The organism is Streptomyces sp. NPDC034037 (assembly GCF_055575715.1).
On the sequence record NZ_JBVISC010000005.1, the window covers coordinates 60932 to 82008 of the forward strand.

Here is a 21077-nt window from a genome sequence, read left to right on the forward strand (position 1 = left end):
CGCCACAATGGGGAAACATGATCCGGTTCGAGCACGTCACCAAGCGCTATGCGGACGGCACCACCGCCGTCGACGATCTGTCCTTCGAGGTCGCCGAGGGCGAACTGGTCACCCTCGTCGGCCCTTCGGGCTGCGGCAAGACGACCACCATGAAGATGGTGAACCGGCTCATCGAGCCGAGCGAGGGCCGGATATCCGTCGACGGCGACGACATATCCGCGATCGACCCCGTGCGGCTCAGGCGCCGCATCGGCTATGTCATCCAGCAGGTGGGCCTCTTCCCGCACAAGACCGTCCTGGAGAACACGGCGACCGTCCCGCACCTCCTCGGCGTCAAGCGCGGCAAGGCCCGCGAGCGCGCCGCCGAACTCCTCGACCTCGTCGGCCTCGACCCCGCCGTCTTCGGCGACCGCTACCCCGAGCAGCTCTCCGGCGGCCAGCGCCAGCGCGTCGGGGTGGCCCGCGCCCTGGCGGCCGATCCGCCGGTGCTGCTGATGGACGAGCCGTTCGGCGCGGTCGACCCGGTGGTGCGCGAGCACCTGCAGAACGAGTTCCTGCGGCTCCAGCAGGCCGTGCGCAAGACCGTGCTCTTCGTCACGCACGACATCGAGGAGGCGGTCCGCCTCGGTGACCGCATCGCCGTCTACGGCCAGGGCCGCATCGAGCAGTTCGACACCCCCTCGACGGTCCTCGGCGCCCCGGCCAACGCGTACGTGGCCGACTTCGTCGGCGCGGACCGGGGCCTGAAGCGGCTCTCCGTGACGCCCATCGAGGAGGGCGACCTGGAACAGCCCCCCGTCGTGCACCTGGACGACGCGCTGCCCAGGGAGCTCGACGCCCGCTGGGCGGTCGTCCTGGACGGTGCCGACAACCTGCACGGCTGGATCTCCGCCGAACACGCGCGTGCGGGCAAGGGCACGGTCCGCGAACACGCCCGCCGCATGGAGGCGTGGCTGCCGGTGGGCGCGAGCCTGAAGCAGGCGTTCGCGACGATGCTCCAGCACGACGCGGGCTGGATCGCGGTCATCGACAAGGACAGCGAGGGCCGCTTCCTCGGCGTGCTCACCCCGGCCCGGCTGCACGAGGCGCTGCGCCGCTCGACGGCGGCGGACGCGCGGGACATCGCGCGGGCGGAGGTGGAACTGGAGACGATCGCGGCCATCGCCGCCGACTGACCGCCGCTCACCTCGGCCGCCCGGTGCGTCAGTTGTCGTTCAGGCGCCCGCTCAGCCACTGCAGGGTGGCGGGGATCTCCCTGCGCCAGGTGTTGAAGTTGTGCCCGCCGCTGTTGAGCGTGATCGACGACACGCGCGTGGGCGCCTTCACCTTGTCGATGAACCTCAGGGTGTCGCGGTAGTTGTCCTCGCCCTTCTTGCTGCTGGTCACCAGGAGGGACGTCTTGGGCGCCGGCTTGTGGTCGAGGTACCACATGAGGTCGGCGTCGCGCTCCAACTGCTCGTCGCCGTGGAAGAGATCACCGGTGGTGACGTCGATGGGCGCCTTGTAGTACGCGGACAGGCCCGCGGCGGCGCCGTACCGGTCGGGGTGGTGGACGGCGAGCTTCAGGGCGCAGTAGCCGCCCGTGGAGTCACCGATGACGCCCCAGTTCTGGGCCTTGGTGCCCACCCTGTAGTGCTGCGAGATCGCGTCGGGCAGGTCCTTGGCGAAGAACGTCTCGGTCTGCGGGCCGCCGGGGATGTCCACGCACTCCGTGTCGCGCGGCGGTGCCACGGTGGGCCGCATCATGATCAGGATCATCGGCTGCATCCTGCCCTCGCCGGCCAGCCGGTGGGCGGTCTGGGGGTAGTGCAGCCCTTTGATGAGCGCCTCTGCGGTGCCCGGGTAGCCGGTCAGGGCCACGGTCGCGGGGAACGTGCGGTTGCGGTACTGCGGCTGGAAGTACTCGGGGGGCAGGTAGACGTAGGCGGGGCTGCCTATCTTCGACTCCCGGCCGCCCACCTCGATCTTCTGGATCTGGCCCCCGGTGACGGGCCGGTTGCCCCCGGGCACGTTCACCGTCTGGGTGTCGACGACCTTCACGGGGCCCGAACCCCCTTTGGCCGGATCGTGGTCCACCACTATCCCCGGACTCGTCTCCTGCCCGAAGAGATCGGCCCAGGTGGCGTAGAAGCCGAAGGCCTGGTTGGCCGCCAGGCCCACCGCGGCGAAGACCATGACCTGGGTGGCCAGGAGCAGGCCGACCCGACCCGTGACCGCCTTCCAGGTACGGCCGGCGAGCCGCGGCCAGAGCCAGATGGTGCCGACGAAGAGCACTACGGCCAGCAAGACCGCAAGGGCGAGGACCTTGTTGCTCGTGAGACCCATGGGGTGTTCCTGCCTGCGCTTTCTACGTGCCGTCGCCCCGGGCGGACCGCGGCGTCACTTACCGTCGCCACGGACGTGCCGCGGCGTCACCTATCATTGCCCCGGGCCTGCCGCGGCTTCTCCTCACGTTGCCCCGGGCCTGCCGTGGCGCGACCGACCGGAGCCGAGGCCTCGTCGGCACCCGCCGAAGGCCGTGCCCTACTTTTCCAGCGGTTTCCGGTCGGGAATGAACCCGTTCCCCTGAAGGACCGTCCTAGAGGGCGCAATGGTGCCGGATGCCGCTTTGGCACCGGATTCAAGCTCTCTCGCACAACTACGGGATGCGATGTCTGTCAGGATAGATGGGGAAAAGTCGGGTGGGGTTCCGGGCGGTGACACCCGCCACCGCGACGGCCGCCTCCACCGGATCACGCGCGGCCCGCGCCCCGAGGCCGTGCCGACCCTCGTCGCCAGAGCCTGCACGCTCGTAGGGCTGCTGAACGTCGCGGCGGGTGTCTTCCCGCGCTTCAGGTACAGCCGCATGCACGCCCTCGCCGAGGTGCTCCCCGGCGCGCTCGGCCCCTTCGCGGCCGCGCTCGCGCTCAGCTCCGGCATCCTGCTGCTGCTGCTCGCGCACGGCCTGCGCCGCCACAAGCGCCGCGCCTGGCGGGCCGCCGTAGTGCTGCTGCCCGCGGGCGCCGTGGCGCAGTTCGCCTACCGCCACTCGGTGATCGGTGTGGTGATCTCACTGGCGCTCCTCGCCCTGCTGCTGCGCCACCGGAGTGAGTTCACGGCCCTGCCCGACCCGCGCAGCCGCTGGCGGGCGCTCGCCAACTTCGTGCTCCTCGGCGCCGGGTCGATCCTGCTCGGCCTGGTGATCGTGAGCGCCCACCCCGGCAAGGTCATCGGGGACCCCAGCATCACGGAGCGCCTGGAGCACGTCCTGTACGGGCTCTTCGGCTTCGAGGGCCCGGTCGGCTACTACGGCAACACGTCCTGGACCGTCGGCTTCTCGCTGGGCGCCCTCGGCATGCTCACCGCCCTCACCACCATCTACCTGGCCTTCCGCCCGGAACACCCGGCCGCACGCCTCACCGAGGACGACGAGACGAAGCTGCGCGCGCTGCTCGACAAGCACGGCGCGCGCGACTCGCTCGGCCACTTCGCGCTCCGCCGCGACAAGGGCGTCGTCTTCTCCCCCAGCGGCAAGGCCGCCGTCACCTACCGCGTCGTCTCCGGGGTGATGCTCGCCAGCGGTGACCCCATCGGCGACGTCGAGGCCTGGCCCGGCGCCATCGAGCGCTTCATGGACGAGGCCAAGGCCCACTCCTGGACGCCCGCCGTCATGGGCTGCTCCGAGACGGGCGGCGAGGTCTGGACCCGCGAGACCGGACTGGACGCCCTCGAACTGGGCGACGAGGCGGTGGTGGACGTCGCGGATTTCTCCCTGTCCGGGCGTGCGATGCGCAACGTACGCCAGATGGTCAAGCGGATCGAGCGCAATGGCTACGAGACGCGCGTACGGCGCATCCGTGACCTCGGTGAGCGGGAACTCGCCAAGATCCAGCGGGCCGCCGACGACTGGCGCGGCACCGACACCGAGCGCGGCTTCTCCATGGCGCTCGGCCGCATCGGCGACCCGAACGACGGCGACTGTCTGATCGCCACCGCCCACAAGGCCGACGAGGCACCGGGGCCCTATGGAGACCTCAAGGCCGTCCTCCACTTCGTCCCCTGGGGCAAGGACGGCGTCTCCCTGGACCTCATGCGCCGCGACCGCTCCGCCGACCCCGGCATGAACGAACTGCTCATCGTGGCCGCCCTCCAGGCCGCCCCGAAACTGGGCATCACGCGCGTGTCCCTCAACTTCGCGATGTTCCGCGCGGCCCTGGCCCGCGGCGAGAAGATCGGCGCGGGGCCGGTGCTGCGCGCCTGGCGCGGCCTGCTCGTCTTCCTCTCCCGCTGGTTCCAGATCGAGTCCCTGTACAAGTTCAACGCGAAGTTCCGGCCCCGCTGGGAGCCCCGCTTCGTCGTCTACCGCTCCAGCAAGGACCTGCCCCGCATCGGCTTCGCCGCCATGCAGGCCGAGGGCTTCGTGACCCTCGCGCTGCCCCGCTTCCTGCGCCGGGGCACCCCGCAGCGCCGCCCCTGCCCGCACCAGAGCGCGGAACGCGAGATGCAGGCGGCGTAACCCGCCGCCGTACGGGCCTACGCTGGAGGCATGAGTACGTTGAGCGGGCGGGGAACGGTCCAGGGGCTTCCGGAGTGGGACCGCTGTGCGGTGATGGGCGTCGTGAACGTCACGCCCGACTCCTTCTCCGACGGCGGCCGCTGGTTCGACACCACGGCCGCCGTCAAGCACGGGGTCGACCTCGTCGCCCAGGGCGCCGACCTGGTCGACGTCGGCGGCGAGTCGACCCGCCCCGGCGCCACCCGCGTCGACGAGGACGAGGAGCTCAAGCGCGTCGTCCCCGTGGTGCGGGGCCTGGCCGCCGAGGGCGTCACCGTCTCCGTGGACACCATGCGCGCCACGGTCGCCGAGCAGGCGCTCGCCGCGGGCGCCGTGCTCGTCAACGACGTCAGCGGCGGCCTCGCCGACCCCCGCATGGTCCCCGCGGTCGCCGCCGCCGGCGCCCCCTTCGTCGTCATGCACTGGCGCGGCTTCCTCACCGACATCCACGCCGAGCCGGTGTACGAGGACGTGGTCCGCGAAGTCGTCGACGAGCTGCACGCGCGCGTGGCGGCGGCCATCGAGGGCGGCATCGCCCCCGAGCGCATCGTGGTGGACCCCGGCCTCGGCTTCTCCAAGGAGGCCGAGCACGACCTCGCGCTCCTGGCCGGCCTGGACCGGCTGCGCGGACTCGGCCACCCCGTCCTGGTCGCCGCCTCCCGCAAGAGGTTCCTCGGCCGTGTCCTCGCGGGCCCCGAGGGCGCCCCGCCACCGGCCCGCGAACGGGACGCCGCCACCGCCGCCGTCTCGGCCATCGCCGCCCACCAGGGCGCCTGGGCGGTCCGCGTGCACGAGGTGCGGGCCACGGCGGACGCCGTGCGCGTCGCCCAGGCCGTGACGGACGCCGGCGGCCACCGGTGACCGGGACGGCGCGCACCGACGTCGAGCAGGTCGAGCTGGCCAACACCGCCTTCTACGAAGCACTGGAGCGCGGTGACTTCGACAAGGTCTCCGAGCTGTGGCTGGACTCCGCGCCGGACCCCGGGAGCGAGACCCCCTCGGCCGACGACATCGCCGACGAGAGCGCGGACGACGGCGACGGGGACGCGGTCTCCTGCGTCCACCCCGGCTGGCCGGTGCTCACCGGCCGCGGCGAGGTCCTCAGGTCGTACGCGCTGATCATGGCGAACACCGAGTACATCCAGTTCTTCCTCACCGACCTCAGGGTCGGCGTGTTCGGGGACACCGCCCTGGTGACCTGCACCGAGAACATCCTGAGCGGCGGTCCGCCCCCGGCGGGCGGCGGCGAGCTGGGCCCGCTCGTGGGGCAGCTCGTGGTCGCCACGAACGTGTTCCGGCGCACCCCCGACGGCTGGAAACTGTGGTCGCACCACGCCTCGCCCGTCCTGGCCGAAACCGACGACGAGGAGAGTGACGAGACTCCCTCCTGAATGGGTAGGGGCGAGGGGAGAGCGGGGACGAGGGGGCCGGCGGGCCCCTCGCGAGGCCCCGCGGGCGGGCGCTGTCAGTGCCCGCAGGTAGATTCCATCGAGGCCGGTGTGCCGACCGCACTCGGCGCAGGCCTGCCGATACCGACGATTGCAGGAGTGATTCGCGTGGATCGTGTCGCGCTGCGCGGCCTCAAGGCCCGCGGGCACCACGGTGTCTATCCGCGGGAGCGCGAAGAGGGTCAGACCTTCATCGTGGACCTGGTTCTCGGCCTGGACACGCGAGCGGCCGCGGCCGACGACGACCTGGCGAAGACCGTGCACTACGGCATCGTGGCCGAGGAGGTCGTGGCCGTCGTCGAGGGCGAGCCCGTCGACCTCATCGAGACCCTCGCCGAGCGCATCGCCCAGACGTGTCTGAAGCACGACGGTGTCCTGGAGGTCGAGGTGTGCGTGCACAAGCCGGACGCCCCGATCACCGTGCCCTTCGACGATGTGACCGTCACCATCACCCGGAGCCGAGTATGACCGCGCCATTCACGGGTCAGAGCGACCCGACCGTCCAGCCGGTGCCCACCTCCGTGGTCGAGCAGGTGGACGCCGCGGACAGCACCCTGTCCAACCCCAAACGCGCCGTGATCGCCCTCGGCAGCAACCTCGGCAACCGCCTGGAGACCCTCCAGGGAGCCGTCGACGCCCTGGAGGACACCCCCGGCCTGCGGGTCAAGGCGGTCTCCCCGGTGTACGAGACCGAGCCGTGGGGCGTCGACCCCGGCACCCAGCCCTCGTACTTCAACGCCGTCGTCGTGGTGAAGACGACCCTGCCGCCCGCCTCCCTCCTGGAGCGCGCGCAGGCCGTCGAGGAGGCCTTCCACCGCGTCCGCGACGAGCGCTGGGGCCCGCGCACGCTCGACGTGGACATCGTGGCGTACGCCGACGTCGTCTCCGACGACCCGGCGCTCACGCTCCCCCACCCCCGCGCGCACGAGCGCGCCTTCGTCCTCGCCCCCTGGCACGACGTCGAGCCCGAGGCCCGGCTGGCCGGCCGCGGCCCGGTGGCCGAGCTGCTCGCCGCGGTCACGCGCGAGGGCGTCGCGCCGCGCGCCGACCTGGAACTCCGGCTGCCCGAATAGTCGTTAGGGTCTACAAGATCCGTACGACGATGAAGGCGCCGAAGGCAATGAAGGGTCACCCGTGAAGCAACTGCGCATCAGGACACTGGCCGGCCTCTTCGTCGTGGCCGCGGTGCTGTCCTGGTCGGGCGCCCGGCTGTGGGACTCCGTCGGCACCCTGCCCCGGGTCCCGCTGGCCGCGCCCGTCGTGCTCGCGGTGATCGCCGCGGTGCTCCTGGCGACGGCGCTCTCGCTGCGCTCGCGCCTGCGCGCCCAGCGTGAGCGCCGCCCCGGCGCGAAGGGCGTGGAGCCGCTGATGGCGGCCCGCGCCGTCGTCTTCGGCCAGGCCAGCGCCCTGGTCGCGGCGCTCGTCGCGGGGATGTACGGCGGCGTGGGGGCGTTCCTGCTGGAGTTCCTCGACCTGCCGCCCCGCCGCGACCAGGCGATCTACGCCGGGCTCTCGGTCCTGACCGGCATCGCGGTGATAGCGGCGGCCCTGTTCCTGGAGCGGGTCTGCCGACTCCCCGAGGACGACGACGAGAGCGGCGGCGGCCAGGCGGCCCCGGCGGCGTAGAGCCACCGAGGACCGCCCTGGGGGCCGTGGGCGCGGGTCAGAGCAGCGTTCCGCCCTCGACCTCGGTCTCCGAGAGGATCGCGTCCAGGCGCGCGAGGACATCGGCGTCCAGCTTCACGTGCGCCGCCGCGAGGTTCTCCTCGATGTGCTGGGGCGTACGGCTGCCCGGGATCGGCACCACGTGCGGGTCCTGGTGCAGCAGCCAGGCCAGGGCCAGCTGCGCCGGGGTGATGCCCAGCTCCTCGGCCACGCCCCGCACCGGCGCGAAGCGGTCGTTGTTCGCCTTCAGATTCGCCGCGTCGAAACGCGGCGCGTTCTGCCGGAAGTCGCCCTCCTCGACCTTGCCGACCGTGCCGGTCAGGAAGCCGGCGCCCAGCGGAGACCACGGCACGAGCCCGACGCCCAGCTCACGCGCCGCGGCGAGCAGCTGTGGCTCGGCGGGCTTCCACATCGACCACTCGATCTGCACGGCCGCCACCGGATGCACGGCGTGCGCGGCCCGCAGCTGGTCCGCCGTCACGTTGGAGAGCCCGAGGTGGCGCACAAGCCCCGCCTCGATCAGCTCGGCGACCGCGCCCACGGTGTCCTCGAAGGGCACCTGCGGGTCCGGGAAGTGCGGGTAGTACAGGTCCAGGTAATCCGTCTCCAGGCCCCGCAGGCTCGCCTCGGCGTAGCCGCGGATGTGCCGGGGGTCGCCGTTGACGGCCAGCTCCCCGAAGGCGTATCCGATCGGGAAGGGGTGCGGCTCCACGCCCTCCGGGAGCCGGAAACCGAACTTGGTGGCTATCGCGACCTGCTCCCGGCGGCCCCGCAGGGCCCTGCCGATGAGCCGTTCGTTGTGTCCGTCCGCGCCGTAGCCGTCGGAGGTGTCGATGATCGTGGCGCCCGCGTCGACCGCCGCGCGCAGCGCCCGCTCGCCCCGCTCGTCGTCGACCTCGCCGTACACGCCCGGGGAGAGCACCATCGCGCCGTAGCCGAGCGCGGAGACCTCCAGGCCGCCGAGCATGCGGGTGGGCAGCGGACGCTCGCCGGCGGGCGACTGTGTGTTCGCATTCGTCATGCGCACAGTCTTTCGGCAGGAGCCGACGGGCGTCCGGGAATTCCGCGACAACGTCCGATCACGCGGGGGAAGTTGAGAGGATCAACCGAATCCGGGGCCGTTCAGCGGGCCATGATCAGACTCATCGCCTCATTGCGGGTGGCGAGGTCCCTGAGCTGGCCGCGCACCGCCGAGGTGATCGTCTTCGCGCCGGGCTTGCGCACCCCGCGCATCGTCATGCACATGTGCTCGCACTCGACGACCACGATCACTCCGCGCGGCTCCAGTATCCGCATCAGGGAGTCCGCGATCTGCGTGGTCAGCCGCTCCTGGACCTGCGGGCGACGGGCGTAGACGTCCACGAGCCTGGCCAGCTTCGACAGGCCGGTGATCTTGCCGTCGGTGGACGGGATGTACCCGACGTGGGCGACGCCGACGAAGGGGACCAGGTGGTGCTCGCAGGAGCTCATGACCTCGATGTCCTTCACCAGGACCATCTCGTCGTGCCCCAGGTCGAAGGTCGTCGTCAGCACCTCCTCCGCCGTCTGCCGCAGCCCGGAGAATATTTCGCGGTACGCCCGCGCGACGCGTGCCGGGGTCTCCACCAGGCCTTCCCGGTCGGGGTCCTCCCCCACGGCGATCAGCAGCTCGCGCACGGCGTTCTCGGCCCGCTTCTCGTCGAACTCGCCGATCGAGTGCCCGCCGTCCAACGTCACCGGGTCGGTCATGTTGTGCCTCGTTCCTGTGCGTCCCACGCGGGAGTACGAAAGTGCCGCGCCCCCCAAGGCTAAAACCTGGGGGGCGCGGCATTCATTCCGGGCCTGACGAGGCTCGCGGATCAGCTCTCGGGGCGGTCCTCCGGGGCCACCTCGAGGGACTTCTCCGGGCCACTCGACGTCACCGAGGGGGTGGCGCCGTTCGCACCGTTCGTCAGTGACAGCTCCTTGGGGGAGAGCACCGGCGGGCGGGTCGAGGGCGTGCGCCGCGAGGAGCCGGTCCACGCCGGGCGGGCCGGGCGCTTCACGATCCCCGCGAAGACCTCGGCGATCTGCTCCTTGCCGAGGGTCTCCTTCTCCAGGAGCTGGAGCACCAGGTTGTCGAGGATGTCGCGGTTCTCGACGAGGATCTCCCACGCTTCGTTGTGCGCGGTCTCGATGAGCTTCTTGACCTCTTCGTCGACCAGCGCGGCGACCTCTTCCGAGTAGTCCCGCTGGTGCGCCATCTCGCGCCCGAGGAACGGCTCGGTGTTGTCCCCGCCGAACTTGATCGCGCCGAGCCGCTCGGTCATGCCGTACTGCGTGACCATCGCGCGAGCGGTGGCCGTGGCCTTCTCGATGTCGTTCGCCGCGCCCGTCGTCGGGTCGTGGAAGACGAGCTCCTCGGCCGCGCGCCCGCCCAGCATGTACGCCAGCTGGTCGAGCATCTCGTTGCGCGTGGTGGAGTACTTGTCCTCCTCGGGCAGGACCATGGTGTAACCCAGGGCCCGGCCGCGGGACAGGATCGTGATCTTGTGGACCGGGTCCGAGTTCGGCAAGGCCGCCGCGACCAGGGCGTGTCCGCCCTCGTGGTACGCGGTGATCTTCTTCTCCTTGTCGGACATGATCCGGGTCCGCTTCTGCGGGCCCGCCACGACGCGGTCGATCGCCTCGTCCAGCGCGTGGTTGTCGATGAGCTTCTTGTCGCCGCGCGCCGTCAGGAGCGCCGCTTCGTTCAGCACGTTCGACAGGTCGGCGCCGGTGAAGCCCGGCGTGCGACGGGCCACCGCGCCGAGGTCCACGTCCGGGGCGACCGGCTTGCCCTTCTGGTGGACCTTGAGGATCTCCAGACGGCCCTGCATGTCCGGGCGGTCGACGGCGATCTGCCGGTCGAAGCGGCCGGGGCGCAGGAGCGCGGGGTCGAGGATGTCCGGGCGGTTCGTGGCGGCGATCAGGATGACGCCGCCCTTCACGTCGAAGCCGTCCATCTCGACGAGCAGCTGGTTCAGCGTCTGCTCGCGCTCGTCGTGGCCGCCGCCGAGGCCGGCGCCGCGGTGGCGGCCGACCGCGTCGATCTCGTCCACGAAGACGATCGCCGGGGCGTTCGCCTTGGCCTGCTCGAAGAGGTCACGCACCCGGGAGGCGCCGACACCGACGAACATCTCGACGAAGTCGGAGCCGGAGATCGAGTAGAACGGCACCCCGGCCTCGCCGGCGACGGCGCGGGCCAGGAGGGTCTTGCCCGTACCGGGCGGGCCGTACAGGAGCACGCCCTTGGGGATCTTGGCGCCGACGGCCTGGAACTTCGCCGGCTCCTGGAGGAACTCCTTGATCTCGTGGAGCTCCTCGACGGCCTCGTCCGAACCGGCCACATCGGAGAACGTCGTCTTCGGGGTGTCCTTGGTGATGAGCTTGGCCTTGGACTTGCCGAAGTTCATGACCCGGGAGCCGCCGCCCTGCATCTGATTCATCAGGAACAGGAAGACGACGACGATGAGGACGAAGGGGAGGAGGGAGAGCAGGATGCCGACGAAGGGATTCTGCTTCGACGGGGAGACGGTGTACCCGTCCTTGATCTGCTTGTTCTCGAACTTGGCCTGCAACAGCTTGGCGAGGTCGACGCCCTGGTCGCCGATGTAGCTCGCCTGGATCTTGCTGCTGTCCTTGACCTTCTGGCCGTCCTTGAGCTCCACCTTGACGATCTGCTCGTCACCGGTGGTGAGCTTGGCCGATTCGACCTTGTTGTCGTTGATCGCCTGGACGACCTCGCTGGTGTCCACCGTCTTGTAGCCACCGGACGAGCCGACGACCTGCATCAACACGACCACGGCAAGGACGGCCAGCACGATCCACATGACTGGCCCACGGAAGTATCGCTTCACGTCCATCCATACGGAGCGAAGACGCCCCGTCCCTCCTGCCATAGTGAGTTTGATAAAGACTGTTCTTCGGACGGTACCCCAGCATTGTGACCCGAAGCCGCACGGGACGGCTGGCAAACCCGCCTTCGCAGTGTTCAACGCCGGGAAACGGGTGAGGGTTCCCCGGCGCCGTACGCACTCCCGCGGCCCGTGTCCCCGGCGGGGTCAGCCGCCGTAGACGTGCGGGGCCAGCGTGCCGACGAAGGGGAGGTTGCGGTACTTCTCCGCGAAGTCCAGGCCATAGCCCACGACGAACTCGTTGGGGATGTCGAAACCGATCCACTTCACGTCGATCGCGACCTTCGCCGCCTCCGGTTTGCGCAGCAGCGTGCACACCTCCAGGGAGGCGGGCTCGCGCGAGCCGAGGTTGGACAGCAGCCAGGACAGCGTCAGACCGGAGTCGATGATGTCCTCGACGATCAGGACGTGCTTGCCCTTGATGTCCGTGTCCAGGTCCTTGAGGATCCGCACCACGCCGGAGGACTGGGTGCCCGCGCCGTACGACGAGACCGCCATCCAGTCCATCGTGACGGGGGTGGACAGCGCACGCGCCAGGTCCGCCATGACCATCACGGCGCCCTTGAGCACACCGACGATCAACAGGTCCTTGCCCGCGTACTCCGTGTCGATCTTCGCGGCCAGCTCGGCCAGCTTCGCGTCGATCTCTTCCTTGGTGATGAGCACCGACTTGAGGTCGGTGCCCATGTCTTTCGCGTCCACCCGCATCACTTTCGGTCGTCCCACCGGCCGACCGGCCCGCGACGAGCACGGGCCTCCGGTCAGCCTTGCCGGATCACCAGTCTGCCACCCTGGCGCCGGGCCACGACTTTGCCCGGGAGATTGATGGCTCCCTGGCCCCGCCACCCGGTGATCAGACGGTCGACCTCTTCGATGTGCCGGGCGAAGAGCGAACCGGCGGGTGCCCCCGCCTCGATGGCGGCTCTGCGCACGACGCGGCGGCGCACGGCGGGCGGCAGGGCGTAGAGCTTGGCGCACTCCAGGCCGCCGGTCTCGTCCCGTACGGACGCCTCGGCCCGGGCTGCCCAGGCGTCCAGGGCGTCGGCGTCGTCCCGCGAGAGCTGGGCCGTGCGGGCGAGGGCTTCGACGACGCCCTTGCCCAGCGCCTTCTCCAGGGCGGGCAGCCCTTCGTGGCGCAGCCGGGAGCGGGTGTACGCCGGGTCGGCGTTGTGCGGGTCGTCCCACACGGGCAGCGACTGGACCATGCACGCCTTGCGGGCGGTCTGGCGGTCGATGTGCAGGAAGGGGCGGCGGTAACGGCCCGCGACCCCCGAGGTCGCGGCCATTCCGGACAGGGAGCGGATGCCCGAGCCGCGGGCGAGGCCCAGCAGGACGGTCTCCGCCTGGTCGTCGCGGGTGTGCCCGAGCAGGACGGCGGCCGCCGCGTGCCGTTCGGCGGCGGCGTCCAGGGCCGCGTAGCGGGCGTCACGGGCGGCGGCCTCGGGGCCTCCGTCACGGCCCACGTGCACGGTGACGGCCTCGACCGGTTCGAGGCCGAGGGCCGTCATGCGCACGGCGACCTCGGCGGCGCGCAGGTCGGAGCCGGGCTGCAGGCCGTGGTCGACGGTGACGCCGCCGGCGCGGATGCCGAGCTTGGGGGCTTCGAAGGCGAGGGCGGAGGCGAGCGCCATGGAGTCGGCGCCGCCGGAGCAGGCGACGAGCACGAGCGGCGCCGGGGGGTGCTCGCTCGCGGCACGTGGGGGGACGTGCTCGGAGCTGCGCTGTACGTCGGTCAGTACGTCATGGAGTACGCGGCGGACCGCCAGGCGTATCGCCGCGACCGCAGGATGGGGACCCATGTCCGGTTCCCTTCGTGAAATTCGGGGGGTGAGCCTCGGACCAATCACTCAGGACCCACTCCGGAGACCGGGTCCGGTCACCCGGACCCCGGAAACCCGAGCGTTCAGTCACTCAGAGTGTGTCGATGGTGACAGAGCCGAGCCGTTCCCCGAGCATTGCACGCCTACCCCTCGCCCACGGTCCCTCGGACGGGTGATTACGGGGGCGTCCTCCTGCCATCGGCCGCATCCGGACCCTCAGTCTCCCTTACGGTGCACCCTCGCGACCCAGTCCGCCGGTTTGGCGATCTCCGCCTTCGTGGGCAGGGTGTTCGGCGAAGTCCACACCCGGTTGAAGCCGTCCATCCCGACCTCCCGCACGACCGCCCGCACGAAGCGCTCGCCGTCGCGGTATTGGCGCAATTTCGCGTCGAGGCCCAGGAGCTTGCGCAGGGCCTGGTCGAGGCGGCCCGCGCCGCGCGCCCTGCGCTCGGCGAACTTCTCCCGGATCTCCGCGACGGAGGGCACCACGTCGGGGCCGACGCCGTCCATCACGAAGTCCGCGTGGCCCTCCAGGAGGGACATCACGGCCGTCAGGCGGGCGAGGATCTCGCGCTGGGCGGGCGTCTGCACCAGCTCCACGAGGGAGCGGCCCCCCTCGGCGGCCTCCTCGTCCTGCGCCTCGGAACGACCGCCGGCGAACGTCTGGGCGGCCTCCCTGACGCGCTCCAGGACCGTCATCGGATCGACCTCGGTCTCACCGAGGAACGACTGGATCTCGCCTTCGAGGTGGTCGCGCAGCCAGGGCACGGCGGTGAACTGGGTGCGGTGGGTCTCCTCGTGCAGGCAGACCCAGAGCCGGAAGTCGTGGGGGTCCACTTCCAGTTCGCGCTCGACGTGCACGATGTTCGGCGCGACGAGCAGGAGCCTGCCGCCGCCGTTCTCCCCGGCGGGCAGGTCGCGGGTGGCCGGGGCGAAGGTCTCGTACTGCCCGAGGACGCGGGAGGCGAGGAAGGACAGAAGCATCCCCAGCTCCACGCCCGTCACCTTGCCGCCGACCGCGCCGAGGACGGCGGCGCCGGGGCCGGAGCCCCGCTTGTCCTGCATCTTCTCCAGGAGGGGCTTGAGGATCTCGCGGAAGCCCGCGACGTTCGCCTTGATCCAGCCCGCTCTGTCCACGACGAGCACAGGGGTGTCGTGGGTCTGCTCCGTGCCCATCCCCGTGAAGGAACGGACGTGCTCCTGCGAGGACTTGGCATGCCGCCGCAGCTCGGCGACGACGGCGCGCGCCTCGTCCCGGCTCACCTCCGGGCCCGGCCGCACGAGCCGGGTCGCGGTCGCCACCGCGAGATTCCAGTCGACCATCTCCGCACCACCGAGGCTCGTCATGCGTCAACGGTACGTGCTCCCCCTCCCGTGCGGAGGGTGTTGACCCCCCAGATTGCCCCGGTCCGGGCCCCTAGGGGGCCGGGAGTCAGCGGCAGCCGCAGTTCGCCACCGTCGAGGCCATCTGGTCCAGGGCCTTCTGGGCCCCCTGGGCGTCCGTGGTGCCGGTGGTCATGAAGGCGAAGAGCAACAGGCGGCCGTCCGCGTCGACGACCGTGCCGGCGAGGGTGTTCACGCCGGTGAGGGTGCCCGTCTTGGCGCGTACGAGGCCGGTGCCCGGGGAGTCCTTGGGGTAGCGGTCCACGAGCGTGCCGGTGAAGCCCGCGACGGGCAGGCCCGTCACCACGGAGCGCAGCTCGGGGTGGGAGGGGTCCGCGGCGCGCTCCAGGAGGGCGGCGAGGAGTCCGGCGGAGACGCGGTCGGCGCGGTCCAGGCCGCTGCCGTCGGCGAAGCGGGTCCCCGAAAGCGGCAGTTTCAGCTTGCCGAGCCGGGCGGCGACGGCCCGTCCGGCGCCGTCGAAGCTGGCCGGCTCCTTCGCGGCGAGGGCCGTCTGGCGGGCCAGGGCCTCGGCGATGTCGTTGTCGCTGTGCGTCAGCATCCGCTCGACCAGGGCGGACAGGGGCGGCGATTCGACCTGGGCGAGGGTCCGGGCGCGCGGGGAGGCCTTGGTGGGGCCGGGGTCGGCCGCCGTGGTGATGCCGTGGTCCTTCAGGAGGTCCGCGAACTTCCTCGCCGCGTCGCCCGCCGGGTCCCCCGCGCGCGGGGCGGGGCCGCTGGTGGAGTCGTCGAGGCGGCCCTCGTCGATCATCAGGGCGCTGACCTGGGTGATGTTCTCGTTCGGGCCGATGGGGTGCTGCGGCGGCCCGGAGTACAGCGAGGTGTCGTAGGAGAGCGTCACCTTGTCGATGTCGCGGGCCTTGAGGGCCCGCGCGGTGTCGGCGGCCAGCGCGCGCAGGCCGGCGGCGGTGTCGGTGTAGCGGCCGTCCTTGCGGGCGGTCAGGGTCGGGTCGCCGCCGCCGACCAGGACGACGTCCTCGGAGTCCGGCTCGACGACCGCCCGGGTGGCGATGCGGTGGTCGGGGCCGAGCGCCGACAGCGCGGCGACGGCAGTGGCGATCTTGATCGTGGACGCCGGCGTCAGGCCGTCGCCCGCGGCCTTGCCGTAGACCCGCTCGCCGGAGGTCGCGTCGAGGACGACGGCGGAGCGCTGCGGGCCGAGGGCCGGGTCCGCGAGGAGCGGATCGAGTACGTCGGCCAGGGCGCGGTCCGTCGGTCTCGGGGCCGTCCCGGCGGGCGCGCCGAGTCCGGCGAGCACGGAAGGGGCGCTCGGGGCGGCCTCGGGGCCCTGTCCGGACGTGCGGCCGCCGTGATCTGCGCCACCTGCGGCCTCCTGGGCGGCGGCCCGGTCCCGCTCCGCCGTACGCTGACCGGAGGAGTCCCAAGGGCCGGCCGCGGCCACCGCCCCGGCCGAGATCACCAGGCCGATGGCGGCGGCACCCGCCGTGAGCTGCCAGGTCGTGAGCTTCCCCGACATCCGGGGGAGCTTGCCGGCGGAGGGCTTGGGCAGCTGTTCCCACAGCTGCCGAGGCCGCCGCCAAGGCTTGAGCTCCGGCATGACGACCAGCCCCTTTCGCGATCACACATGTGCGTGAGGGACACTTAATCACCCGAAGTATGTGCTGATCATGGAGGAGCCACCCGTGGAGTTCGACGTCACCATCGAGATTCCGAAGGGTTCGCGGAACAAGTACGAGGTGGACCACGAGACCGGTCGGATCCGTCTGGACCGTCGCCTCTTCACGTCGACCAGCTACCCCGCGGACTACGGCTTCGTCGAGAACACCCTCGGCGAGGACGGTGACCCGCTGGACGCCCTGGTCATCCTGGACGAGCCGACCTTCCCCGGCTGCCTCATCAAGTGCCGCGCGATCGGCATGTTCCGGATGACCGACGAGGCGGGCGGCGACGACAAGCTGCTGTGCGTCCCGGCGTCGGACCCGCGGGTGGAGCACCTGCGTGACATCCACCACGTCTCCGAGTTCGACCGCCTGGAGATCCAGCACTTCTTCGAGGTCTACAAGGACCTGGAGCCCGGCAAGTCCGTGGAGGGCGCCGACTGGGTCGGGCGCGCGGACGCCGAGGCCGAGATCGAGAAGTCGTACAAGCGTTTCGAGGCGCAGGGCGGCCACTGACCCTGCCGCCTTATCCGGGCCGCGCGATCCGATCACCGGGCCGCGCGGCCCGTTCGTGTATCTGTGCCCATACTGGCCATACGGGAGGGTGCGTCAGAGTCGTATGAGAAGTGAGGGCAGTAGTGGCCGAGCACGAGGCCGAGGACCAAAAGCCTCAGTCGGACGAGGCCCGCAGCGCGTTCGTGCAGCCCAGCGGGGTGGCGACGCAGCCGGTGGCGTCCGAGGAGGAGTCCCAGACCACCTCTGAGTTCGCCCTCCCGACCGGTCTGGCCGCCCCCTCGCCCTCGACGACGCAGGAGGCGGAGAGGTCGGCGAAGTCGGCCTTCACGACCCCGAACACCTACAGCGCCCGCAACGCGCCGCCGGCCTTCACGCCCGCCCAGGGCATCCCCCTGGTGAAGCTCACCAAGGAAGCGCCCTGGCAGGACCAGATGCGCACGATGCTGCGGATGCCGGTCACGGAGCGGCCCGCTCCGGAGCCCGCGCAGAAGCAGGAGGACGAGAGCGGGCCCGCCGTGCCGCGCGTCCTGGACCTGACGCTGCGTATCGGGGAGCTGCTGCTGGCCGGCGGGGAGGGCGCCGAGGACGTGGAGGCGGCGATGTTCGCCGTCTGCCGCTCCTACGGCCTCGACCGCTGCGAGCCGAACGTGACGTTCACGCTGCTGTCGATCTCCCACCAGCCCTCGCTGGTGGATGACCCGGTGACGGCCTCGCGCACCGTGCGCCGCCGGGGCACCGACTACACCCGCCTCGCGGCGGTCTTCCATCTGGTGGACGACATCAGCGACCCGGAGCTGGAGGTCTCCCTGGAGGAGGCCTACCGCCGCCTCGCGGGCATCCGGCGCAACCGCCACCCCTACCCGGGCTGGGCCCTGACGGCGGCCAGCGGGCTGCTGGCGGGCTCCGCGTCCGTCCTGGTGGGCGGCGGGGCCCTGGTCTTCGTGGTGGCCGCGGTGGGCGCGATGCTCGGCGACCGCCTGGCGTGGCTGTGCGCGGGGCGCGGGCTGCCGGAGTTCTACCAGTTCGTGGGGGCCGCGATGCCGCCGGCCGCGATGGGCGTCGCGCTGAGCTTCGCGCACACGGAGGCGACGATGGCCTCCGCGGTCATCACCGGTGGGCTCTTCGCGCTGATTCCCGGTAGAGCCCTGGTGGCGGGCGTGCAGGACGGGCTGACCGGTTACTACATCACCGCGGCCGCCCGCCTGCTGGAGGTCATGTACCTGATCGTGGGGATCGTCTGCGGTGTGCTGTTCGTGCTCTCGCTCGGCGTGATGCTGGACGCGACGAACCTGACGCCGGAGACGGCCTTCGGGGTCTCGTCCTCGCGCCCGGTCATCCAGATCCTGGCGTCGATGGCGCTCAGTCTCGCCTTCGCGATACTGCTCCAGCAGGAGCGCAACACCGTCCTGATCGTGACGCTCAACGGCGGCATCGCCTGGGTGATGTTCGGGGCCCTGGCGCACACTCCGCTGGAGCTGTCGCCGGTCGCGGCGACCGCCGTCGCCGCCGGTCTGGTCGGCCTGTTCGGGCAGCTCTTCTCGCGCTACCGCTTCGCGTCCTCGCTGCCGTACGTGACGGCCGCGATCGGGCCGCTGCTGCCCGGCAGCGCGACGTACTTCGGGCTGCTCGCGCTCGCGCAGAACGACCTGAACACCGGCATCAACTCGCTCACCAAGGCCGTCGCGACGGCGCTGGCCATCGCGATCGGCGTGAACCTGGGGAGCGAGGTGTCCCGGCTGTTCCTGAAGGTGCCCGGGGCCGCCAGCGCGGCCAACCGCCGTGCGGCGAAGCGGACCAGGGGGTTCTGACCCCGGGTCCGGCCGGTCCCGTCAGCGCTTCGCGTGCCTGCCGCGCTGAGCCGGGGGGGCGCCTTGTGCCGACGCCGCCTTCTTGGACTTGCCGCGCGCCCGCAGGAACTCGATGGCGATCGGGATCACCGAGATGAGGACGATCAGGATCAGGATCGCCTCGATGTTCTTGTGGACGACGTCGATGTTGCCCAGCCAGGCGCCGAGCAGCGTGACGCCGGCGCCCCACAGGACGCCGCCGATGATGTTGAACGTGATGAACGAGCGGTACCGCATGCCGGAGACGCCGGCGATGATCGGCGTGAACGTCCGGACGATCGGCACGAAGCGGGCCAGGACCAGGGACTTCGGGCCGTACTTCTCGAAGAAGTCGTGCGCCTTGACCACGTTCTCCTGCTTGAAGAGCTTGGAGTCCGGGCGGTTGAAGAGCGAGGGGCCGACCTTCTTGCCGAAGAGATAGCCCGCCTGGTCGCCGAGGATGGCCGCGAGGCAGATGAGCAGGCAGGCCAGCCACAGCGGGGTGTCCAGCTTGTGGGTGGTGATCAGCAGGCCCGTGGTGAACAGCAGCGAGTCGCCCGGCAGGAAGAAGCCGATGAGCAGGCCCGACTCGGCGAAGACGATCACCAGCAGGCCCCAGAGGCCGAACTGGTTGAGCAGGTGGTCCGGATCCAGCCAGCTTGGTCCGAGCGCAAGCGTCGTCACGGTTCCGGGCTCCTGAGGGTGAGGGGGGGCGGTGCGGCGGCGGGGTGCAGCCGCCCAAAGTTATCAACGCCAGGCGGCCCGGCCGGGTTCCACCGTGCGCGAAGGCACCGCGGCAAGGGGCGCTTCCCCCCGAAAGCGCCCCTTACCGGTCAGCTGTTCCGCGCCGTGTTCGCCAGGATCGCGTCCCGCATGTACACCGCGAGCCCCGGCCGGATGGCCTCGTAGAACGCCGTGAACCGCTCGTCGTCCACGTACATCCGCCCGAGGCAGGCGTGCATCTCGTGCGGGCACTCGTAGTGGTGCCGGCAGATGTGGCGGCGGTGCTCCTCGGCGCCGTCCATGGCCGCCGCGGAGTCCGCCGCGACGCCTTGGGCCAGCAGGTCCGCCAGGTGGGCGTGGACCGCCGCCAGCTCGTCGTTGATCCGCTTCCAGTCGTCCTTGGTGTACGAGGCGGACCTGCGCCGCGACTCGCGGTAGGCGTCGGTGTCGCCCCAGCGCTCCTCGACCTCCTGCGCGTACTGGTCGGGGTCGTGGTCCCCGAAGACCTCGAACTTCTCCTCGGGCGTGAGGTTGATGCCCATCTTCTTCGCCTCCATGGCGCTCTCGACGGCGGCGGCCATCTTCTGGAGCCTCTCGATGCGGGAGGTCAGCAGTTCGTGCTGACGGCGCAGGTGCGCGCGCGGGTCCGCATCCGGGTCGTCCAGGAGGGCCGCCACCTCGTCGAGGGGGAAGCCGAGCTCGCGGTAGAACAGGATCTGCTGCAACCGGTCCAGGTCCGCGTCGCCGTAGCGCCGGTGGCCCGCGTGGCTGCGCTCGCCGGGCACGAGCAGGCCGATCTCGTCGTAGTGGTGCAGCGTGCGCACCGTCACCTTGGCGAAACCGGCGACCTGTCCCACGGAGTAGCTCATGGCTGCCGCCCCTCTCTGCTCGGTACGCGGATCAGCCTGGGCCCTCACGTCGCGTGAGGTGCAAGCCCGGCTCGCCGGGAGCGCCCGCTCCCCCTCAGTCGCGGTCCCCCGCGTGCCGCTCGCCGGTCGCGTACGGGTTCTGTTCGCCGTCCGCGAGCACCGCGACGAACGGCTCGCCCTCACCGGCGAAGGTGTACGCGCCGCCCCGGATCCGCTCGATCAGGCCGCGCGTCCACTGGGCGCCGCCGTCGGCCTGGTGCACCCAGAGGTTCATGATCTCGCCGATGTGCCCGAGCTGCCCGGGGCCTCCCTCGGGCGTGTAGTACTCCGTGACGGACGCGCGCCACGCCTCGATGCGCTCCACCCGCTCCGTCAGGAGGGCGAGCGCCTCCTCGCGCGGCAGGTCGACGATGAAGCCGAGGGCGGCCGTGAGCATGTCCGGCTTCTGGCCGTGCTCGACGAGGGCGCCGCGCAGCAGCGTCAGATACTCCTCGGTGCCCTGGTCCGTCACCTCGTACTCGGTGCGGGGCGGGCCGCCCGCCGTGGACGGGGCGATCTCGTGGGCCAGCAGGAGGCCTTGCTTGGCGAGCTGCTTCAGCGCGTGGTAGATCGAGCCGGGCTTGGCGTTGGACCACTCGTGGGCGCCCCAGTACTCCAGGTCGTTGCGGACCTGGTAGCCGTGGGCGCGGCCGTGCTGGCGCACGGCCCCGAGAACCAGTAGCCGGATCGCTGACATGTACCG

At 71.2% G+C, this 21077-nt stretch carries 20 protein-coding genes; 9 read left to right on the forward strand and 11 right to left on the reverse strand.

The features are described 5' to 3' along the window. Window positions 1–17 precede the first annotated feature (17 nt). A complete protein-coding gene (locus ACZ516_RS18475; protein ID WP_358698213.1) occupies window positions 18–1175 on the forward strand; it encodes an ABC transporter ATP-binding protein in 1158 nt (385 codons plus the stop codon). 28 nt (window positions 1176–1203) lie between these two features. Here the strand turns inward: ACZ516_RS18475 and ACZ516_RS18480 are convergent, their stop codons facing one another. Continuing rightward, window positions 1204–2325 (reverse strand): alpha/beta hydrolase, encoded by a 1122-nt coding sequence (locus tag ACZ516_RS18480; RefSeq protein WP_358698214.1) that lies wholly within the window; start codon window positions 2323–2325, stop codon window positions 1204–1206. A 325-nt stretch (window positions 2326–2650) separates the two neighbouring features. Here ACZ516_RS18480 and ACZ516_RS18485 point away from each other — a divergent pair, with 325 nt between their 5' ends. The 6 genes from ACZ516_RS18485 to ACZ516_RS18510 all read left to right on the forward strand — a co-directional run bounded on the left by ACZ516_RS18485 (window position 2651) and on the right by ACZ516_RS18510 (window position 7608). Then, on the forward strand, window positions 2651–4495 hold the full coding sequence (locus ACZ516_RS18485) for a phosphatidylglycerol lysyltransferase domain-containing protein (RefSeq protein ID WP_361080131.1): 1845 nt from the start codon (window positions 2651–2653) through the stop codon (window positions 4493–4495). Between the two features lie 30 nt (window positions 4496–4525). Then, window positions 4526–5395: a dihydropteroate synthase gene (folP, locus tag ACZ516_RS18490; RefSeq protein ID WP_358582922.1), complete on the forward strand. Its 870-nt coding sequence runs from the start codon at window positions 4526–4528 to the stop codon at window positions 5393–5395. Next, entirely contained in the window at window positions 5392–5925 is a 534-nt protein-coding gene (locus ACZ516_RS18495; protein ID WP_361080128.1) for a nuclear transport factor 2 family protein, read from the forward strand. The genes folP and ACZ516_RS18495 overlap by 4 nt, the downstream gene beginning before the upstream one ends. Window positions 5926–6090: 165 nt before the next feature. Next, window positions 6091–6450, forward strand: coding sequence for a dihydroneopterin aldolase (folB, locus tag ACZ516_RS18500; protein ID WP_469011084.1), 360 nt, complete (start codon window positions 6091–6093; stop codon window positions 6448–6450). Then, window positions 6447–7055 carry a 2-amino-4-hydroxy-6-hydroxymethyldihydropteridine diphosphokinase gene (gene folK, locus ACZ516_RS18505; protein ID WP_469011086.1) on the forward strand — a complete coding sequence of 203 codons (609 nt, stop codon included), beginning with the start codon at window positions 6447–6449 and terminating at the stop codon, window positions 7053–7055. The genes folB and folK overlap by 4 nt, the downstream gene beginning before the upstream one ends. A gap of 61 nt (window positions 7056–7116) precedes the next feature. Then, window positions 7117–7608, forward strand: a complete 492-nt coding sequence (locus ACZ516_RS18510) for a DUF3180 domain-containing protein (RefSeq protein WP_358582932.1) — start codon at window positions 7117–7119, stop codon at window positions 7606–7608. Between the two features lie 37 nt (window positions 7609–7645). Here ACZ516_RS18510 and ACZ516_RS18515 read toward each other — a convergent pair whose 3' ends face one another. The 7 genes from ACZ516_RS18515 to dacB all read right to left on the reverse strand — a co-directional run bounded on the left by ACZ516_RS18515 (window position 7646) and on the right by dacB (window position 16340). After that, the gene (locus ACZ516_RS18515) at window positions 7646–8668 is read right to left on the reverse strand and encodes an aldo/keto reductase (protein WP_361080124.1); all 1023 of its coding nucleotides are present in this window, start codon (window positions 8666–8668) and stop codon (window positions 7646–7648) included. A 101-nt stretch (window positions 8669–8769) separates the two neighbouring features. Further along, the gene (gene folE, locus ACZ516_RS18520; protein WP_358582934.1) at window positions 8770–9375 is read right to left on the reverse strand and encodes a GTP cyclohydrolase I FolE; all 606 of its coding nucleotides are present in this window, start codon (window positions 9373–9375) and stop codon (window positions 8770–8772) included. 110 nt (window positions 9376–9485) lie between these two features. Further along, the gene (gene ftsH / locus ACZ516_RS18525; protein ID WP_358582936.1) at window positions 9486–11510 is read right to left on the reverse strand and encodes an ATP-dependent zinc metalloprotease FtsH; all 2025 of its coding nucleotides are present in this window, start codon (window positions 11508–11510) and stop codon (window positions 9486–9488) included. Window positions 11511–11708: 198 nt separating this feature from the next. Next, window positions 11709–12269, reverse strand: coding sequence for a hypoxanthine phosphoribosyltransferase (gene hpt / locus ACZ516_RS18530; RefSeq protein WP_358698566.1), 561 nt, complete (start codon window positions 12267–12269; stop codon window positions 11709–11711). A 53-nt stretch (window positions 12270–12322) separates the two neighbouring features. Continuing rightward, on the reverse strand, window positions 12323–13360 hold the full coding sequence (gene tilS, locus ACZ516_RS18535) for a tRNA lysidine(34) synthetase TilS (protein WP_469011087.1): 1038 nt from the start codon (window positions 13358–13360) through the stop codon (window positions 12323–12325). Window positions 13361–13597: 237 nt separating this feature from the next. Next, window positions 13598–14728: a zinc-dependent metalloprotease gene (locus ACZ516_RS18540; protein WP_469011089.1), complete on the reverse strand. Its 1131-nt coding sequence runs from the start codon at window positions 14726–14728 to the stop codon at window positions 13598–13600. A gap of 85 nt (window positions 14729–14813) precedes the next feature. Then, entirely contained in the window at window positions 14814–16340 is a 1527-nt protein-coding gene (gene dacB, locus ACZ516_RS18545; protein ID WP_358909354.1) for a D-alanyl-D-alanine carboxypeptidase/D-alanyl-D-alanine endopeptidase, read from the reverse strand. Window positions 16341–16425: 85 nt separating this feature from the next. Between dacB and ACZ516_RS18550 the strand changes: the two genes are divergently transcribed. Next, window positions 16426–16917 (forward strand): inorganic diphosphatase, encoded by a 492-nt coding sequence (locus tag ACZ516_RS18550; protein WP_030785786.1) that lies wholly within the window; start codon window positions 16426–16428, stop codon window positions 16915–16917. A 122-nt stretch (window positions 16918–17039) separates the two neighbouring features. Further along, window positions 17040–18725 carry a threonine/serine exporter family protein gene (locus tag ACZ516_RS18555; protein ID WP_358697729.1) on the forward strand — a complete coding sequence of 562 codons (1686 nt, stop codon included), beginning with the start codon at window positions 17040–17042 and terminating at the stop codon, window positions 18723–18725. 21 nt (window positions 18726–18746) lie between these two features. Here ACZ516_RS18555 and ACZ516_RS18560 read toward each other — a convergent pair whose 3' ends face one another. The 3 genes from ACZ516_RS18560 to ACZ516_RS18570 form a co-directional block, all read right to left on the reverse strand. After that, on the reverse strand, window positions 18747–19427 hold the full coding sequence (locus ACZ516_RS18560) for a DedA family protein (RefSeq protein ID WP_358582947.1): 681 nt from the start codon (window positions 19425–19427) through the stop codon (window positions 18747–18749). Window positions 19428–19576: 149 nt separating this feature from the next. Then, complete coding sequence (locus ACZ516_RS18565; RefSeq protein ID WP_361080117.1) at window positions 19577–20335, reverse strand: MerR family transcriptional regulator; 759 nt, start codon at window positions 20333–20335, stop codon at window positions 19577–19579. A 94-nt stretch (window positions 20336–20429) separates the two neighbouring features. Continuing rightward, window positions 20430–21071, reverse strand: coding sequence for a PadR family transcriptional regulator (locus tag ACZ516_RS18570; protein WP_358582952.1), 642 nt, complete (start codon window positions 21069–21071; stop codon window positions 20430–20432). Window positions 21072–21077: the final 6 nt, after the last annotated feature.

What these genes read in the sequence shown, in the direction of transcription:
- ACZ516_RS18475 (WP_358698213.1), top strand. Translation starts at nt 18, where the DNA reads ATGATCCGGTTCGAGCACGTCACCAAGCGCTATGCGGACGGCACCACC.
- ACZ516_RS18480 (WP_358698214.1), bottom strand. Translation starts at nt 2,325, where the DNA reads ATGGGTCTCACGAGCAACAAGGTCCTCGCCCTTGCGGTCTTGCTGGCC.
- ACZ516_RS18485 (WP_361080131.1), top strand. Translation starts at nt 2,651, where the DNA reads ATGTCTGTCAGGATAGATGGGGAAAAGTCGGGTGGGGTTCCGGGCGGT.
- folP (WP_358582922.1), top strand. Translation starts at nt 4,526, where the DNA reads ATGAGTACGTTGAGCGGGCGGGGAACGGTCCAGGGGCTTCCGGAGTGG.
- folK (WP_469011086.1), top strand. Translation starts at nt 6,447, where the DNA reads ATGACCGCGCCATTCACGGGTCAGAGCGACCCGACCGTCCAGCCGGTG.
- ACZ516_RS18515 (WP_361080124.1), bottom strand. Translation starts at nt 8,668, where the DNA reads ATGACGAATGCGAACACACAGTCGCCCGCCGGCGAGCGTCCGCTGCCC.
- folE (WP_358582934.1), bottom strand. Translation starts at nt 9,375, where the DNA reads ATGACCGACCCGGTGACGTTGGACGGCGGGCACTCGATCGGCGAGTTC.
- ftsH (WP_358582936.1), bottom strand. Translation starts at nt 11,510, where the DNA reads ATGGACGTGAAGCGATACTTCCGTGGGCCAGTCATGTGGATCGTGCTG.
- hpt (WP_358698566.1), bottom strand. Translation starts at nt 12,269, where the DNA reads ATGCGGGTGGACGCGAAAGACATGGGCACCGACCTCAAGTCGGTGCTC.
- tilS (WP_469011087.1), bottom strand. Translation starts at nt 13,360, where the DNA reads ATGGGTCCCCATCCTGCGGTCGCGGCGATACGCCTGGCGGTCCGCCGC.
- ACZ516_RS18540 (WP_469011089.1), bottom strand. Translation starts at nt 14,728, where the DNA reads ATGACGAGCCTCGGTGGTGCGGAGATGGTCGACTGGAATCTCGCGGTG.
- dacB (WP_358909354.1), bottom strand. Translation starts at nt 16,340, where the DNA reads ATGCCGGAGCTCAAGCCTTGGCGGCGGCCTCGGCAGCTGTGGGAACAG.
- ACZ516_RS18565 (WP_361080117.1), bottom strand. Translation starts at nt 20,335, where the DNA reads ATGAGCTACTCCGTGGGACAGGTCGCCGGTTTCGCCAAGGTGACGGTG.
- ACZ516_RS18570 (WP_358582952.1), bottom strand. Translation starts at nt 21,071, where the DNA reads ATGTCAGCGATCCGGCTACTGGTTCTCGGGGCCGTGCGCCAGCACGGC.